The sequence below is a fragment of the Vibrio sp. 1F169 genome (assembly GCF_041439605.1).
Classification (GTDB): domain Bacteria; phylum Pseudomonadota; class Gammaproteobacteria; order Enterobacterales; family Vibrionaceae; genus Vibrio; species Vibrio tasmaniensis_A.
The window spans coordinates 12,830-27,242 of record NZ_JBGOOI010000029.1; the positions used below are offsets into that span (position 1 = coordinate 12,830).

Sequence of the window (14,413 nt, forward strand, 5' to 3'; positions counted from 1 at the left end):
GTTTTCATTTGTATTTCAGTAGTTTATGACATGTCAAAGATTGAGCTAACATCCATACTTTTATGTAAAATTCGGATGATTAGGGTAGGTTGGTTATTCGTTTTCTGGTAAAAAATGACGTGACTGACCAGCGGGAATTTTCGGTAACTCGGTCTGATTTCATCGCAAGTTTTTCCTAGCTCCGGATTTTCCGCCAAGCGCCCAAATGTGGCATCGAACTGTCTGATATAGACATTTCGTTGCTTGCGACCCCAGCGACGCTCAGTAAACAAGGCAATGTCTCTAAGATCGGCCTTTGCCTTATTCGTGAGCTGAAAAGGCGTCATTTTCTCTCTTCGCTATCAAGTTCATGAATGAAAGCATCGAGGTCGTAATCCGCGATCCCACTGTTTTCACCTTCCACGAGCAGCTGTCGTAACGTATTCATTTTCGTCTCTTGGGTTTCGAGTAGACGCAACGCCGAGCGGATCACCTCGCTGGCCGAGCCATAACGACCGCTTTGGATCTGATTCGTAATAAACCCATCAAAGTGTTCACCCAAAGTGATGCTTGTATTTCTCGCCATGATTATCTCTCCAAATACCAAATAATACCTAATTATGGTATCAGATAAACGTTCGCGCAAGCGTGACATTTGTCTCCGTGCTAACACTAAATCGATAAAAGCGGGCAGGCGAGTCACTTCTTTTTCTGACCACTCTGTACGAGCCTCAGTGAGCCAAGGGATTTGGTTTCCATGAATTGACCCATGGTCGCCCAATGGGCGATGGTTTGGGATGGCGTCAGTCCAGAACTTTTGGCGGCTTTGCGCGCTTGGTTGAACAGCACTTGATCGATATAGACACTCACTTTCATCGCTAATCCTTTTTATCTTGCTTCTTTATTTGAATTTGCTGGGTACCCAAGGTTTGGCGGGCATTCGACGACCGCCACGAAACGGCAATGGATGCTCCTTAGGTGGGTAATATTTCGGTGAATCAATCTTGCCGTGGCGCTCAACCAGTTGACGATGCTCATCACGCCAGTAGGCAAAACTGAGCAATTCTTTGGGATTAAATTCGCGTCTTTCTGGTGTGATCAAGGTGGCACGGTCGACGTTGATTTTAAATCCGTCCCAACGGTGATCCAGTGGCAAATAACCCCGAGCATGCACATTCATGAGTTTCTCGGCGATCGGGTTGATCGAGCATTGACCCGATAACCAACGCCGCATGGTTGGCACCGTCACATGAAAAAACGCCGCAGCGTCTTTCAAAGAATCAAAATGTTGGTTCACCAACTCAGCAAATGGCGGGGTTCTCATGTGATCGACCTCATAAAATATTAGTGGTTAATGATAGTTTATTCCTATTTTACTTTGGTATTTTGATAGTTAGTGGCTATCAAAACGCAGCAGTTTCTTGAAAATTAAATATTGCGTTTGGAACACTATAGCGAAGCCGAGCGTCCAAAAAAGTAATTAATAGGATAATTTCAGGGTAAAGATTAAGGAAAACAAGGCAGTTAGACGCCCAGATAAGCAAAAATAGACCAAGGGTAAGAACTTGAAAAGATTATAATTTATCACTATATTAGTGCGTATTATGTATATTATGTTAAATTGAGTTTGGTGTTTATAAGGCAGGTATCTTTGTGTGATGCCCTGCCTCTTGTTTGACTACCAAACAGACGTTCTATTTAACAGTGAATCTATTTACCATAAAATACCTAATAAACATATTTCCTAATCTTCGATTAAGAATACGTTTATTAGACTTCAAGCATTAACCTATCAATTGCTTCAATGATCTCTTTGGTTCTTACAGGTTTGGTAATGAAATCATTCATACCGACATCTAAACAAGAAAATTTATCTTCTACTGATGTGTGTGCCGTTAGCGCGACGATTGGTGTTTTGATGTTTGCGTCTCTCATGTATTTGGTTGTGGTTATTCCGTCCATAACTGGCATCGACACATCCATCAAGATAATGTCTATCGGATCATTACCTCTTTCTACAAAGCCAATGGCTTCTTCACCGTTGCTTGCGATGAAAACTTCGTGGCCTTGCCGCGCAAGGATCAATTGAATCACCATCTGATTCGTTGGGTTGTCTTCAACAACTAACACTGAATAACGGGTTCTTGGAACTTGCGAGTATTTATCTTCTGCAGCATGATCTTGATTGTTCGTCACTCTCGTTAAAACTGGTAACCGCACTTCAAATTTCGAGCCTTTTCCTGGCTCACTCTCGACCGATATACGCCCGCGCATCAGTTCTACTAGTCGTTTTGTTATTGCTAAACCTAAGCCGGTGCCACCAAATCTACGTGTGATTGTGCTATCGGCTTGCACGAATGGACTGAATAACGACGAAAGTTGCTGTGAGCTGATGCCAATTCCGGTGTCTTCTACGCTAATACGGAATGAACTGTGCTGGTATGTAATAGAAACATGTACATGCCCGTGTTCAGTGAACTTTATTGCGTTACCAATGAGATTAAAAAGGATCTGTGCTAAGCGACTTGGGTCGATGTAATGTAGTTCACCTTCTGGAATGTCGCTGGTTAGGGTTAACGACAACCCTTTATCGTCTGCTATCTTCTTTTGTTCAGATAAAACAAAAGTTACAGTGTCTCTTGCGTTACTCCATTGAGGAGCCAACGAGAAGCATCCAGATTCAATCTTTGAAAAGTCCAAAACATCACTGATGATCGCCAATAGGAGTTCAGATGATGTACTCATATTTAACAATATAGACTGTTGTTCATCATTCAGCGGTGTGGACTTTAGCGTGTCGATTAAGCCTATGGTAGCGTTTAGCGGCGTTCTTAACTCATGACTCATCATTGCTAAGAATTCAGATTTGGCTTTGTTGGCTCTTTCTGCGTCTTTTCTTGCTGCTACGAGTTCTGCTGTACGTTCTCGGACTGTCGCTTCAAGTTTTTCTTTGTTTTCAATATCGAAAACAGCACGCTCAATCAGCGGTCGAAATCGGTTTAGAGTGGCTTTGGTTTCAATACTAAAGTGTTTGGTATTGGAATGGATAAAGATGATAACGGATTGTGTTAGCCCGCTATCAATACCAGTAATCAGTACAGAGTTAATTTGGTCTAGGATAATGGGATGCAAAGTGCTGAATTCACCCAGAGATTTGGGTTCAAAAAGAATCGCACATTCTCCATTAATGACTCGCGATAGCTTGCCACAATCTGTCCAATTCATTTGTTCAAATACTTTGTTATTGGTTAACAGGGTTTTGAAACTACCCTCATTCCCTACTCTTGATACCACAATAAAATCATCAAACTTAATGTATTTTTTGAGTGCAAATTCGAGACTAGAAAATATTTCAGATATGTTACTCGCCTTACTGATCGCAGAGATAGTCGATAGGATCACCCTATTCTCTTCAGCTAATTTACGTTCACGGACCTTTAGTTTTTGGAGTTCAATACGAGCTTCTTGCAGCGCTTCTTGGTCTTCAGTATCCATTACTTTTTCAGCCTATAAAACGTTGCAGACGATACCATTAAATTTCCGTGCGCATTCTCACCACCAGAGAGTCTACCTTGCTCACCAAACGTAAATGGACATATGTATGGAAGCCCACCAAGTGCGTGATTGATTTGGTCACAAACCTCATCCATATCTTGTTTTAGGTGCAGCATTGGTCCTGCACAGAATATGTTGATCGCCCCTAATTTTTCTTCAAGATCCATATCATTATAGTAAGACGAATGAATGATGTTAGCGGCACGACTTATAAGTTGTTGCTTAGAGCCTTGCATCAAATAGATGGTGTCACCTTCATTTATATCAGTGAACAACTCGATACCGTTACACTCAGTTTCTCTGATCGAATGCGATAACTTGAAATATGGGTAGTCGTAAGAAGAGCCGACCTTTCGGCCTAATGGATAAACTGTCGACTTTTCAAAAATATACCCATCATCACTGCCACCTAAATGAAAATCAGTCCATTCATTATAAACGGTGGTCGCAGGCCTATGGTCGATCTCTAACAATATTCTATTTCTTACTTTGGTGACGGTGCCTGAATACTGGGTGGGTGTATGACCGGCGCTAAAAGATGAATAGATGGATTGTGACGCAAAAAACACTGTTAAAGAGACGCCATTAATAGCAAGAGCTTCTTCGGTAAAGATACTCCAATTTCCAGACACTTGATTGTCTGCTGCGCTTCCACCAATAATCGGCACCTCTGTGCCAAATTTGTTATCGATGGCCGCCATCACCTTCTCTTCATTTCCCGGGGTGGAATGGAGCAAGATAAGATCGGGTATTTCACCTTCTCGGTTGGCGTTCTTTAATGCTTTATCGATGGCGCTGAATGTACTACGGTCTATGGAGTCGCCAAAGTGACTGATGCCGGTACCGTAGGCATTGATCCCGGAATCATAGATGATGAGTATCCCAATCACAGGGCCTGAATGGAACCCTGTTTCGGTCATAATACCGTGACAAGTGGTGCAGCCATGTATTGGTGTATTCGGGAGCGCATCTACGAAATATCTCTGCACAGCAAGTGTGGAGTACTCTTCGGTGCAGTAGCAGATAAGACAGGCAATATCGTCAGGGTTTGCCACCCCACTGAGCAGTTCATCTACTGCGATTTTATCGTCTAGGGAATAAGAGACTTTTGATAGAAATTTCATAGATCTCGGAAGATTTTATTAATGCTCTCTTTATAACACTTTTATACAATCTATTTCACTGACTTAGTACATATTTCTATCAAAAGAATTGAGGCGAGACTAACTTGTTACTGTGTTATTCCTTAGAAAGGTTTACAGAAAGTGTGGCTATCTGTTGTGGAAATGTAACCGTTATTGAGGAGTTCTGAGCGTTCGTTCGTAACAGCCAAATTGATGCCCCTTTTTCTTCTAGAGTTCCGCTCTCGTTATAGTTAATGATAAATTTACCAGTTTTAGATGTTTCGATCGAATACCCTAGGTTATCACCCGAAATTAAAACATTATGTTTATCAATAGTAATTTGGCAAGGTTTAGAAATTATACAGTTTACTGTTTCGTCATTGTCGTATGTCACTGTTCTCCAAGTAAATGCAGCTATTAAAATAACCAACATGACGATAATTTGAACAAGCCTGCCCTTTGTTAGCTTTTGTGCCGCCATTATAATCTTTACTCCTTGTTACAAAGTTCAAAGTTTTTAAATAAAAATCCAATTCCAGACCAAGCGTAAGGTTACTACTCTGTCATTGATTTGTTAATTCAAGTATAGTGTCGCGTTGAAAATGCCACTTTTTTTTAAAATCAGCAAGTGGAAATAAAGCTCTGAATAGGCTGAATTTCCTTTTCTAATTTGGGTGGCATTACGACGTGAGTCGTGTTGGAAGTAAAGTGTAGTAAATAAGAAATTGGAAGCATGCAAATGAGCCAAGAAAAGCAGCTTGAACAAAACTACAACTATACGGTCGTCCGTCAATTTACCCTCGTTACAATTTTGTGGGGTATTGTCGGTATGGGCGTTGGTGTTTTGATTGCCGCTCAATTAGTTTGGCCACAGCTAAACTTTGATACGCCGTGGCTGACGTACAGTCGTTTACGTCCCCTGCATACTAATGCGGTTATTTTTGCGTTCGGTACAAGTGCGCTGTTTGCAACATCATATTATGTTGTGCAACGTACCTGTCAGACGCGTCTCTTTGGTGGCCCTCTCGTAGCCTTTACCTTTTGGGGTTGGCAAGCGATTATCCTGTCCGCTGCAATTACTTTACCGTTAGGTTTAACCTCTGGTAAAGAATACGCAGAACTTGAATGGCCAATCGATATTGCTATTACGCTTGTGTGGGTAGCTTATGCGGTCGTGTTCTTCGGAACCATGATTAAACGTAAGACATCGCACATTTATGTAGCTAACTGGTTCTTCGGAGCCTTCATCATCACGGTTGCCGTGTTGCACATCGTTAACAGCCTGGCTGTTCCTGTATCTGCGTTTAAATCGTACTCGATTTATTCCGGAGCGATCGATGCAATGGTGCAATGGTGGTACGGACACAATGCGGTAGGCTTCCTATTGACAGCTGGTTTCCTAGGTATGATGTATTACTTCGTTCCTAAACAAGCTGGTCGCCCTGTTTACTCTTACCGTTTGTCGATTGTTCACTTCTGGGCTCTTGTGTCTCTGTATATTTGGGCTGGTCCTCACCACCTACACTACACTGCACTTCCAGACTGGACTCAGTCTCTAGGTATGGTTATGTCTTTGGTTCTGTTTGCTCCATCTTGGGGTGGCATGATCAACGGTATTATGACTCTATCTGGTGCGTGGCATAAGCTACGCTACGACCCTATCCTACGTTTCCTTATCGTTTCTCTATCATTCTACGGCATGTCGACTTTCGAAGGCCCAATGATGGCAATCAAAACGGTTAACGCACTATCTCACTACACGGACTGGACTATCGGTCACGTTCACTCTGGTGCGCTAGGTTGGGTAGCGATGGTTTCTATCGGTTCGGTTTACCACTTAGTTCCTAAACTATTTGGTCAAGAGCGTATGTACTCTGTATCTCTAATCAATGTTCACTTCTGGTTAGCAACGATTGGTACGGTTTTCTACATTGTTGCAATGTGGATCTCTGGTGTGATGCAAGGTCTTATGTGGCGTGCAGTTAACTCTGACGGTACATTAACTTACAGCTTCGTTGAATCTGTAGAAGCATCTTACCCGTTCTACTTTGTACGTTTCTTAGGGGGCTTCATCTTCCTATCTGGTATGTTCTTAATGGCATACAACACGTACAAAACTGTTTCTGCACCTAAAGATAGCCTTAAAGCTATCCCTCAACCGGCTTAAGGAGATTTAGAATGAGCTCAAATTCAAATAATCGCCATGAGTTGGTAGAGAAGAACGTTGGCCTACTGGCGATCTTGATCGTTATTGCTATCAGTTTTGGTGCTTTAGTAGAAATTACCCCTCTTATTTTCCAAAAGCAGACGACTGAACCTGTAGAAAACCTACGCGTCTACTCTGCTCTGGAAATGGAAGGTCGTGATATTTATATCCGCGAAGGTTGTAACGTATGTCACAGCCAAATGATTCGTCCTTTCCGCTCTGAAACTGAACGTTACGGTCACTACTCTGTAGCGGGCGAAAGCGTTTGGGAACACCCATTCCTATGGGGTTCTAAGCGTACTGGTCCAGATCTAGCGCGTGTTGGTGATCGTTATTCTGATGAGTGGCACCGTGTTCATCTTATCGACCCTCGTGAACTTGTTCCTGAATCAAACATGCCTGGTTTCCCATGGCTTGCTGAGAATGTACTTGATGGCAAATTGACTCAACAGAAGCTTGAACTCTTCCGTAATCAATTTGGTGTTCCTTACACAGACGAACAAATTGCTAACGCTAAACAAGATGTTGAAGGAAAAACAGAGATGGATGCAATCATCGCTTACCTTCAATCGCTTGGCCACGCAATGAAATAAGGAATAATTATGGACATTATTACATTTCAAAGTGTTTGGACTGTTACTGTTTTTGCTTGCTTCATCGGCATCGTTTGGTGGGCATACGGCAAGAATCGTAAATCACGTTTCGACGAAGATGCGAACCTAGTGTTTGCAGACGACGAGCCGGCAACAAGTTCTAAAAATCAAGGAGTGACAAAGTAATGAGTACATTCTGGAGTATCTGGGTTAGTGCGATTACGATTGGTACCCTAATTGGTTGTGCTGTCTTGCTTCGTTGGTGTTTTAAAGATCGAACTGGCGTAGAAGAAGGTCATGATATGGGCCATGAATACGATGGTATTCGTGAGCTTAATAACCCACTACCAAAATGGTGGACATACCTTTTCATCAGTACGATTGTGTTTGCAGCGGTTTACCTTGCTCTTTACCCTGGCCTTGGCAATTTTAAAGGTCTACTAGGGTGGACAAGTTCAAACCAAGAAGTTCGTAGTATTGAAGAGTCTCGCTCTTCGATTGCTGCGGCTCAAGCGAACAAGCAGTTAGACGAGTACGCGAAAGAGCTTGATGACGCCAACACCTATTTTGGTGAAGCATTCAAAAAGCTAGCTCACGACGAAAATGGTTTACGTTCTGTCCCTGACATTGCATCAGATGCTGACGCAATTAAAGTGGGCCAACGTTTATTCTTGCAAAACTGTTCTCAGTGTCACGGCTCTGATGCTCGTGGTCAAAAAGGTTTTCCTAACCTAACTGATGACGCATGGCTATATGGTGGTGAACCACAAGCTATCGTGACAACAATCATGCATGGTCGTGTTGGCCAAATGCCTGGCTGGAAAGATGCACTCGGTGAGCAAGGCGTTAAAGAAGTGGTTAGCTACACGCTTAGCCTTTCTGGACGTAGTGTGAATGCTCGTGAAGCTGAAGCTGGTAAAGCACGCTTTGTTGTATGTGCTGCATGTCACGGTACAGATGGTAAAGGTAACCCTGCTGTAGGTGCACCTGACCTGACCGACCGCGACTGGTTGTTTGGCGACTCTCGCGCTGCTGTGACGGAAACAGTAATGTACGGACGCTCTGGCGTGATGCCTGCTTGGAAAGACATTCTAGGCGAGGATAAAGTACAACTGATTTCATCATACGTGTGGAGCTTAAGCAACTCGGATAATAAGTAACATTTCAATAACAGCCTCTTTCTAAGAGGCTGTCTTTCCTTTATTTTATAACCCCTTCTTTTTATTCTTTTTTGAGATCTTTTTTATGGTAAAGCCTTGGTATAAACAGTTTTGGCCGTGGTTCTTAATCGCGTTGCCAGCGACAGTAGTTATTTGGACCATCATGACGGTTATTGTGTTCACTCAGAACTCTGTAGACCTAGTGACTGAGGATTACTATAAAAAAGGAAAAGGCATTAATGTCGACATTTCAAAAGTAAATATTGCAAAGGAACTCGGCCTTTCAGCTTCAGTTAACGAGAAAGGTAACTCCGTTATCATTACTCTTGAGAAAGGTAAACTCGATCACTTCCCTGCGATTAACGCAATGTTTGTTCACAGAACACTGCCTGACCGCGATTTTACTCAACTACTGACAGCGGATGCGAAAGGCAACTACACCATGACTTTGGATCACGAAATGCAAGGACCATGGTTTATTGAGCTTTCTCCGCATGATTCTGAATGGTTAGTGCAAGGTCGCATGAACTTCCCTATTGATACTCCTACTCAACTAACGAATTAAAGCTTATGTGTGAATCCTGTTATCACTGCGGTGAAGATGTACCAGCGGAAACGGATTTTAAAGTAGAAATTTTAGGATCGGTTCGTCCGATGTGTTGTCCGGGTTGCGAAACCGTAGCCCAGACAATCATAGATAGCGGTTTGGTCTCTTATTACCAATACCGTACTGCTCCGGCTGAAAAAGCCGATCTGGTGCCAGAGCAACTTCTGGCTCTCAGTCACTATGACAATGAAGATGTTCAATTGGAGTTCGTCCGTAACTCCGAAAACGTCTCTGAGGTGACATTGTCACTAGATGGTGTCTCTTGTGCGGCTTGTGCTTGGCTTATTGAGAAGCAAGTTTCTTCAAAGCTTGGCGTTGTGAGTATTCGTGTTAATACCACGACTAACCGTGCCCTGCTTAGCTGGGACAACACTCAGGCCAAACTGAGCGAGTTGCTATCCGCGATTCATAGGTTGGGCTACAAAGCCGCACCATTCGAGGCTGACCAACAAGAAGCTGCTTATCATCGTTCGATGAAAAACTACCTTTATCGTCTTGGTGTCGCGGGTTTAGCGACCATGCAAGTTATGATGCTAGCCGTGGCGCTTTATCTCGAAGTTTTTGGCAGCCTTGAGCCGGAATTCAAAAGCTACTTTCGTTGGGTGAGTTTGATCTTCGCAACGCCTGTACTGCTCTACTCTGCATTACCGTTCTATATTAACGCTTGGCGTAGTATTAAAGGCCGAACCTTGGGCATGGATGTTCCTGTGTCGATCGCTCTATTGTTTGCCTATGTTGCGAGTTTAGTTGCAACGGTGACAGAGCAAGGCGAAGTGTTCTTTGAATCTATCTCGATGTTCACCTTCTTCTTGTTGCTTGGTCGTTTCCTTGAGATGCGCGCGCGTCGTAAAGCAGCAGCCGCGAGTGGTAACCTGCTTAAGTTGGTTCCTGCGATGGCGACAACTTTAGACGGTGAGCAAGTTCCGGTAAAAACCTTGAAGGTTGGCGATCAGATTCGGGTTCTACCCGGTGAGCATATCCCTGCGGATGGTAAAGTACTGTCTGGTAGAGTTCATATTGATGAATCGATGCTGACTGGCGAATCGATTCATGTGGTTAAGAATGAAGGCGATACCGTCTTTGCTGGTACATTGAATGGTGATGAATCGTTTGAATTGGAAGTGATGACGTCTAAAGCGGATTCCGTGATTTCCAATATCGTTCGCCTTCAGGATGAAGCGCAACTGTCTAAGCCTCGCATCGCAGAGATTGCCGATGTGGTTGCTCGATACTTTGTTGCTGTGATTCTGGTTATCTCGTTCGGCACTTGGTTTTACTGGCACCAAACACGTCCAGAAGATGCTTTCTGGATTATGCTCTCGGTACTTGTTGCGACATGTCCTTGTGCTCTATCGCTTGCAACACCGACAGCCATCACCTGCTCAACTTCTCGTATGGGTAATTTCGGTATCTTGCTGCGCAAAGGCCATGTGTTTGAAACTTTGTGCAAAGTGAATCACTTGATCATAGATAAAACAGGCACGTTGACCGAGGGTGATATTCGTATCAGCCAAGTTGAAACCTTCGCAGAACTTGATAAAGACACCTGTTTGAAAGTAGCGGCGAGCCTAGAGCAACATGCTAACCACCCTATCGCGAAAGCGTTCAAGACTCATCTTTCTGATGATATCGAAGTAGAGTCTGTCAATAACGTAATTGGCTCTGGTATCACTGGTGAGTGGAATGGACAAGAAGTCGCTATCGGCAGCAGTGAATTCATTCTTGGTGATGCACAAACATCGAAAAGCAATGGTATTTACTTGTCGATGTCTGGTCGACATACCGCAACATTCACTTATGAAGACCCGATTCGTAAAGAAAGTATTGAGTTCATTAAGCAATTCAAAGAAGCGGGAATCAAAACCACGCTGCTGACTGGCGATTCTTTGATTAACGCGAAACCTGTTGCTGAAGAGATCGGCATTACTGACATTGTTGCTAACGCGAAGCCGGAAGATAAACTGGCTTATTTAAACTCTAGAGACGCTAGTGACATCACCATGATGGTTGGTGACGGTATTAACGATGCGCCTATTCTGGCGGGTGCTCACCTTTCTGTCGCAATGGGCGGCGGTACCGACGTGGCGAAAGCCTCAGCGGATATGGTGTTATTGGGTGACAAACTCGATAGATTACTTAAATCACGAACATTAGCGCTTAAAACGCGTAAGATAATCCGTGAAAACTTAGCGTGGTCGTTGGGGTATAACTTACTTATTCTTCCATTGGCTGTTGCTGGTTTGGTTGCTCCATACATTGCCGTTGTTGGCATGTCTGCTAGCTCTATTATTGTTGTGTCTAACTCGTTAAGGCTTTTAAAAGAGCAAGGTAAATAATGGAAAGTTTATACATACTTATTCCAATTGCGATCGTACTTGTGTGCATCGCTGTCGGTATATTTCTGTGGGCAGTTAAGAGTGAGCAGTTTGAAGACCTTGAGCGTCAAGGCCACAACATTCTGTTTGATGAAGACACTAATGCTCTTCACCATTCTGATAGTAAACCTGTTAAGAACGAGAAAGCTAACGTAGAAAGCCAAACTAACTTAGACAAAAAGAACGATGACGCCTGATTGGATCGGAGCCTTTGTTGTTGGGTTGATCGGCGCAGGTCACTGCATGGGAATGTGTGGTGGCATTGCGTCGCTTCTTTCAATTGGAAACAGTAAACCTTCCCCTGTCATTCCCCTACTTTATAACCTAGGACGCTTGCTAAGCTATGCCGTGATTGGCGGTGTGATTGGCGGTGCAATTTCTTCTATAGGTCAGCTAAGCGATTTTAACGCTCTGCTAGGTTGGCTGCGATTATTTGCTGCTGGCTTTATGATCGTCTTAGGTTTGTATATTGGCAAATGGTGGTTCGGCTTGTTGTTTTTTGAAAAAGTCGGACAAAAACTATGGCGCTATATCTCTCCTGTCGGTAAATCATTTCTACCATTGAAGCATCCTAGTCACGCTCTACCATTTGGTTTCATTTGGGGGTGGTTACCATGTGGCCTTGTATATTCTATGCTTACATGGGCGGCCGTATCAGGAAGTTGGTATAACGGAGCGGGTATCATGCTTGCTTTCGGTTTAGGAACCCTCCCTGCGATGCTCACGGTTGGAATGGGGGCAAATTTCCTCAAAAAACTGCAACAAGCTGACTTATTTCGTCAGTTTGGTGCAATTTTAATCCTCATTTACGGCTTCTATACCGGTTATATGGCGCTACAGCTTATTATTTATACCGTATAGCGGCGTCTTTAATCCGGTTTTTTTACTACCCTTTAGGATTAAGGAATGCTAAAATATTGACGTATATCAAATAGTGAAAGATTGTTATGATTTCTGAAAAGCCTGTGACGAAACGTGTTCAGTCTGGTGGCTGTGCGATCCATTGCCAGGATTGTAGTATTAGCCAGCTCTGTATTCCGTTTACTTTGAATGAATCTGAACTCGATCAACTTGATCAGATCATTGAGAGAAAAAAGCCTATTCAAAAAGGCCAAGAGTTATTTAAAGCCGGTGACGAGCTTAAATCTCTATACGCTATTCGCTCTGGAACGATCAAGAGCTACACGATTACCGAGCAAGGTGATGAGCAGATTACTGCATTCCACCTAGCGGGCGATCTTGTTGGCTTCGATGCGATTACTGGTGACATGCACCCTAGTTTCGCACAAGCGTTAGAAACTTCTATGGTCTGTGAAATTCCATACGAAATTCTAGACGACCTATCAGGCAAAATGCCTAAATTGCGTCAGCAAATTATGCGTCTGATGAGTAATGAGATTAAAGGTGACCAAGAAATGATTCTGCTTCTTTCTAAGAAGAACGCGGAAGAGCGTCTTGCTGCATTCCTTTACAACCTTTCTACTCGTTTCTCTCAACGTGGCTTCAGCCCACGTGAGTTTCGCCTAACGATGACTCGTGGCGATATTGGTAACTACCTTGGTTTGACTGTTGAAACAATTAGCCGTCTTTTAGGTCGCTTCCAAAAAGCAGACATCTTGAGCGTTAAAGGCAAATATATCACTATCGAAGATCACGATGCGTTGATGGAACTTGCTGGCGTTTCAAAAGAATAGTCTAGATATCAATGATGTAGTTCAATAATGAGCTACATCATGTTTCTCTCTTAAAACCTCTTATATTTCTCTTATTCTCTCCATAACTACGCTACATTATTTATATGTTCGGTCTGAAAAGTAGGCTTAGTTATGAGTATCTATAACAAAATTTTAGTTGTCGCAGACATTAATCACGATGAGCAACCTGCTCTAGTTCGTGCTATCCAACTTGCCAAGAAAAGCACATCAACAAGCCACATCACTTTCTTTTTATCGATCTACGATTTCTCGTATGACATGACATCTATGCTCTCTGTCGATGAAAGAGACGCAATGCGTAAAGGCGTAATTCATCAACGTGAAATTTGGATGAATAAAGTGGCGGCTCCTTACCTTGATGATTCCATTGAATTTAACGTTCAAGTGGTTTGGCATAACCGCCCGTATGAAGCGATCATTGCAGAGGTTTACAGTGGCGAGCATGACATCCTAATCAAAGGTACGCGTAAGCACGATACCTTAGAATCTGTCATCTTTACTCCTACTGACTGGCACTTATTGAGAAAATGCCCTAGCCCAGTGCTATTGGTTAAAAATGATTTTTGGCCAGAACACGCGAAGATTTACGCTTCAGTTCATGTAGGCTCTGAAACCGAAGCTCACTTAGAGCTCAATGATACGATGGTCGACAGGTTACTTGAAATCACAGGTCGTTTAGATGCTGAGCCGCTATTGGTAAACGCCTACCCGGTGACACCTGCTAATATCACAATCGAGCTGCCAGAGTTTGACCCAACCTCTTATACTGACGCGGTTCGTGGTCATCACTTAACAGCGATGAAAGCGTTGCGCCAGAAACACGGTATGAGTGAAGAGCAAACTGTTGTTGAGCAAGGCTTGCCAGAAGATGTTATTCCTCGTGTCGCGTCTGAAAACAACGCTGCTATGGTGATTCTTGGTACAACCGGCCGTACTGGATTGTCTGCCGTGTTTATTGGTAATACTGCGGAACATGTAATCGACAAGATTAACTGTGACGTACTTGCTCTTAAACCGTCGGGTTACGTCAGTCCACTTGATCCCAATTTGTCTATAGGTTAACCTTATAGCTGATTTAAAATCATAAAAAAACGCCTCA

At 43.2% G+C, this 14,413-nt stretch carries 17 protein-coding genes; 10 read left to right on the top strand and 7 right to left on the bottom strand.

All coding sequences use genetic code 11. From position 1 onward, the window contains the following. Positions 1-23 precede the first annotated feature (23 nt). The 7 genes from ACED53_RS12755 to ACED53_RS12785 all read right to left on the bottom strand — a co-directional run bounded on the left by ACED53_RS12755 (position 24) and on the right by ACED53_RS12785 (position 5,139). Positions 24-326 (bottom strand): type II toxin-antitoxin system RelE/ParE family toxin, encoded by a 303-nt coding sequence (locus ACED53_RS12755; RefSeq protein ID WP_102579962.1) that lies wholly within the window; start codon positions 324-326, stop codon positions 24-26. Continuing rightward, positions 323-565, bottom strand: a complete 243-nt coding sequence (locus tag ACED53_RS12760) for a type II toxin-antitoxin system ParD family antitoxin (protein ID WP_102579961.1) — start codon at positions 563-565, stop codon at positions 323-325. The genes ACED53_RS12755 and ACED53_RS12760 overlap by 4 nt, the downstream gene beginning before the upstream one ends. A gap of 113 nt (positions 566-678) precedes the next feature. Next, on the bottom strand, positions 679-855 hold the full coding sequence (locus tag ACED53_RS12765; protein WP_116927997.1) for a hypothetical protein: 177 nt from the start codon (positions 853-855) through the stop codon (positions 679-681). 25 nt (positions 856-880) lie between these two features. Further along, positions 881-1,303 (bottom strand): phage protein, encoded by a 423-nt coding sequence (locus tag ACED53_RS12770; RefSeq protein WP_016787066.1) that lies wholly within the window; start codon positions 1,301-1,303, stop codon positions 881-883. 446 nt (positions 1,304-1,749) lie between these two features. Beyond that, positions 1,750-3,474, bottom strand: coding sequence for an ATP-binding protein (locus ACED53_RS12775; protein ID WP_009846704.1), 1,725 nt, complete (start codon positions 3,472-3,474; stop codon positions 1,750-1,752). After that, a complete protein-coding gene (locus ACED53_RS12780) occupies positions 3,474-4,658 on the bottom strand; it encodes an FIST signal transduction protein (RefSeq protein WP_017100384.1) in 1,185 nt (394 codons plus the stop codon). Before ACED53_RS12780 ends, ACED53_RS12775 begins: the two co-directional genes overlap by 1 nt. A gap of 115 nt (positions 4,659-4,773) precedes the next feature. Then, positions 4,774-5,139, bottom strand: a complete 366-nt coding sequence (locus tag ACED53_RS12785; RefSeq protein WP_009846706.1) for a hypothetical protein — start codon at positions 5,137-5,139, stop codon at positions 4,774-4,776. Between the two features lie 252 nt (positions 5,140-5,391). On the opposite strand from ACED53_RS12785, the gene ccoN reads away from it, so the two are divergent. The 10 genes from ccoN (at position 5,392) to uspE (ending at position 14,376) form a co-directional block, all read left to right on the top strand. After that, positions 5,392-6,825 carry a cytochrome-c oxidase, cbb3-type subunit I gene (ccoN, locus tag ACED53_RS12790; protein WP_009846707.1) on the top strand — a complete coding sequence of 478 codons (1,434 nt, stop codon included), beginning with the start codon at positions 5,392-5,394 and terminating at the stop codon, positions 6,823-6,825. A gap of 11 nt (positions 6,826-6,836) precedes the next feature. Further along, positions 6,837-7,457 (top strand): cytochrome-c oxidase, cbb3-type subunit II, encoded by a 621-nt coding sequence (gene ccoO, locus ACED53_RS12795; RefSeq protein ID WP_004742292.1) that lies wholly within the window; start codon positions 6,837-6,839, stop codon positions 7,455-7,457. 9 nt (positions 7,458-7,466) lie between these two features. Then, positions 7,467-7,643 carry a CcoQ/FixQ family Cbb3-type cytochrome c oxidase assembly chaperone gene (locus tag ACED53_RS12800; RefSeq protein WP_009846708.1) on the top strand — a complete coding sequence of 59 codons (177 nt, stop codon included), beginning with the start codon at positions 7,467-7,469 and terminating at the stop codon, positions 7,641-7,643. Further along, a complete protein-coding gene (ccoP, locus tag ACED53_RS12805) occupies positions 7,643-8,617 on the top strand; it encodes a cytochrome-c oxidase, cbb3-type subunit III (protein ID WP_009846709.1) in 975 nt (324 codons plus the stop codon). The genes ACED53_RS12800 and ccoP overlap by 1 nt, the downstream gene beginning before the upstream one ends. A gap of 85 nt (positions 8,618-8,702) precedes the next feature. Next, entirely contained in the window at positions 8,703-9,182 is a 480-nt protein-coding gene (locus ACED53_RS12810) for a FixH family protein (protein ID WP_009846710.1), read from the top strand. Between the two features lie 5 nt (positions 9,183-9,187). Next, positions 9,188-11,560 carry a heavy metal translocating P-type ATPase metal-binding domain-containing protein gene (locus tag ACED53_RS12815; protein WP_017100383.1) on the top strand — a complete coding sequence of 791 codons (2,373 nt, stop codon included), beginning with the start codon at positions 9,188-9,190 and terminating at the stop codon, positions 11,558-11,560. Beyond that, positions 11,560-11,796 (top strand): cbb3-type cytochrome oxidase assembly protein CcoS, encoded by a 237-nt coding sequence (ccoS, locus tag ACED53_RS12820; RefSeq protein ID WP_009846712.1) that lies wholly within the window; start codon positions 11,560-11,562, stop codon positions 11,794-11,796. The genes ACED53_RS12815 and ccoS overlap by 1 nt, the downstream gene beginning before the upstream one ends. Continuing rightward, on the top strand, positions 11,786-12,460 hold the full coding sequence (locus ACED53_RS12825; RefSeq protein ID WP_009846713.1) for a sulfite exporter TauE/SafE family protein: 675 nt from the start codon (positions 11,786-11,788) through the stop codon (positions 12,458-12,460). The genes ccoS and ACED53_RS12825 overlap by 11 nt, the downstream gene beginning before the upstream one ends. Before the next feature lie 86 nt (positions 12,461-12,546). Further along, positions 12,547-13,293 carry an FNR family transcription factor gene (locus ACED53_RS12830; protein ID WP_009846714.1) on the top strand — a complete coding sequence of 249 codons (747 nt, stop codon included), beginning with the start codon at positions 12,547-12,549 and terminating at the stop codon, positions 13,291-13,293. A gap of 132 nt (positions 13,294-13,425) precedes the next feature. Beyond that, complete coding sequence (uspE, locus tag ACED53_RS12835; RefSeq protein WP_017097864.1) at positions 13,426-14,376, top strand: universal stress protein UspE; 951 nt, start codon at positions 13,426-13,428, stop codon at positions 14,374-14,376. The last annotated feature ends 37 nt before the right edge of the window (positions 14,377-14,413 follow it).

Excerpts from the sequence above, each read along its gene's own strand:
- ACED53_RS12770 (WP_016787066.1), bottom strand. The coding sequence starts at position 1,303 with ATGAGAACCCCGCCATTTGCTGAGTTGGTGAACCAACATTTTGATTCT.
- ccoS (WP_009846712.1), top strand. The coding sequence starts at position 11,560 with ATGGAAAGTTTATACATACTTATTCCAATTGCGATCGTACTTGTGTGC.
- ACED53_RS12780 (WP_017100384.1), bottom strand. The coding sequence starts at position 4,658 with ATGAAATTTCTATCAAAAGTCTCTTATTCCCTAGACGATAAAATCGCA.
- ACED53_RS12765 (WP_116927997.1), bottom strand. The coding sequence starts at position 855 with ATGAAAGTGAGTGTCTATATCGATCAAGTGCTGTTCAACCAAGCGCGC.
- ccoO (WP_004742292.1), top strand. The coding sequence starts at position 6,837 with ATGAGCTCAAATTCAAATAATCGCCATGAGTTGGTAGAGAAGAACGTT.
- ACED53_RS12815 (WP_017100383.1), top strand. The coding sequence starts at position 9,188 with ATGTGTGAATCCTGTTATCACTGCGGTGAAGATGTACCAGCGGAAACG.
- ACED53_RS12775 (WP_009846704.1), bottom strand. The coding sequence starts at position 3,474 with ATGGATACTGAAGACCAAGAAGCGCTGCAAGAAGCTCGTATTGAACTC.
- ACED53_RS12755 (WP_102579962.1), bottom strand. The coding sequence starts at position 326 with ATGACGCCTTTTCAGCTCACGAATAAGGCAAAGGCCGATCTTAGAGAC.
- ACED53_RS12825 (WP_009846713.1), top strand. The coding sequence starts at position 11,786 with ATGACGCCTGATTGGATCGGAGCCTTTGTTGTTGGGTTGATCGGCGCA.
- uspE (WP_017097864.1), top strand. The coding sequence starts at position 13,426 with ATGAGTATCTATAACAAAATTTTAGTTGTCGCAGACATTAATCACGAT.
- ACED53_RS12800 (WP_009846708.1), top strand. The coding sequence starts at position 7,467 with ATGGACATTATTACATTTCAAAGTGTTTGGACTGTTACTGTTTTTGCT.
- ACED53_RS12810 (WP_009846710.1), top strand. The coding sequence starts at position 8,703 with ATGGTAAAGCCTTGGTATAAACAGTTTTGGCCGTGGTTCTTAATCGCG.
- ACED53_RS12760 (WP_102579961.1), bottom strand. The coding sequence starts at position 565 with ATGGCGAGAAATACAAGCATCACTTTGGGTGAACACTTTGATGGGTTT.
- ccoP (WP_009846709.1), top strand. The coding sequence starts at position 7,643 with ATGAGTACATTCTGGAGTATCTGGGTTAGTGCGATTACGATTGGTACC.
- ACED53_RS12830 (WP_009846714.1), top strand. The coding sequence starts at position 12,547 with ATGATTTCTGAAAAGCCTGTGACGAAACGTGTTCAGTCTGGTGGCTGT.
- ACED53_RS12785 (WP_009846706.1), bottom strand. The coding sequence starts at position 5,139 with ATGGCGGCACAAAAGCTAACAAAGGGCAGGCTTGTTCAAATTATCGTC.
- ccoN (WP_009846707.1), top strand. The coding sequence starts at position 5,392 with ATGCAAATGAGCCAAGAAAAGCAGCTTGAACAAAACTACAACTATACG.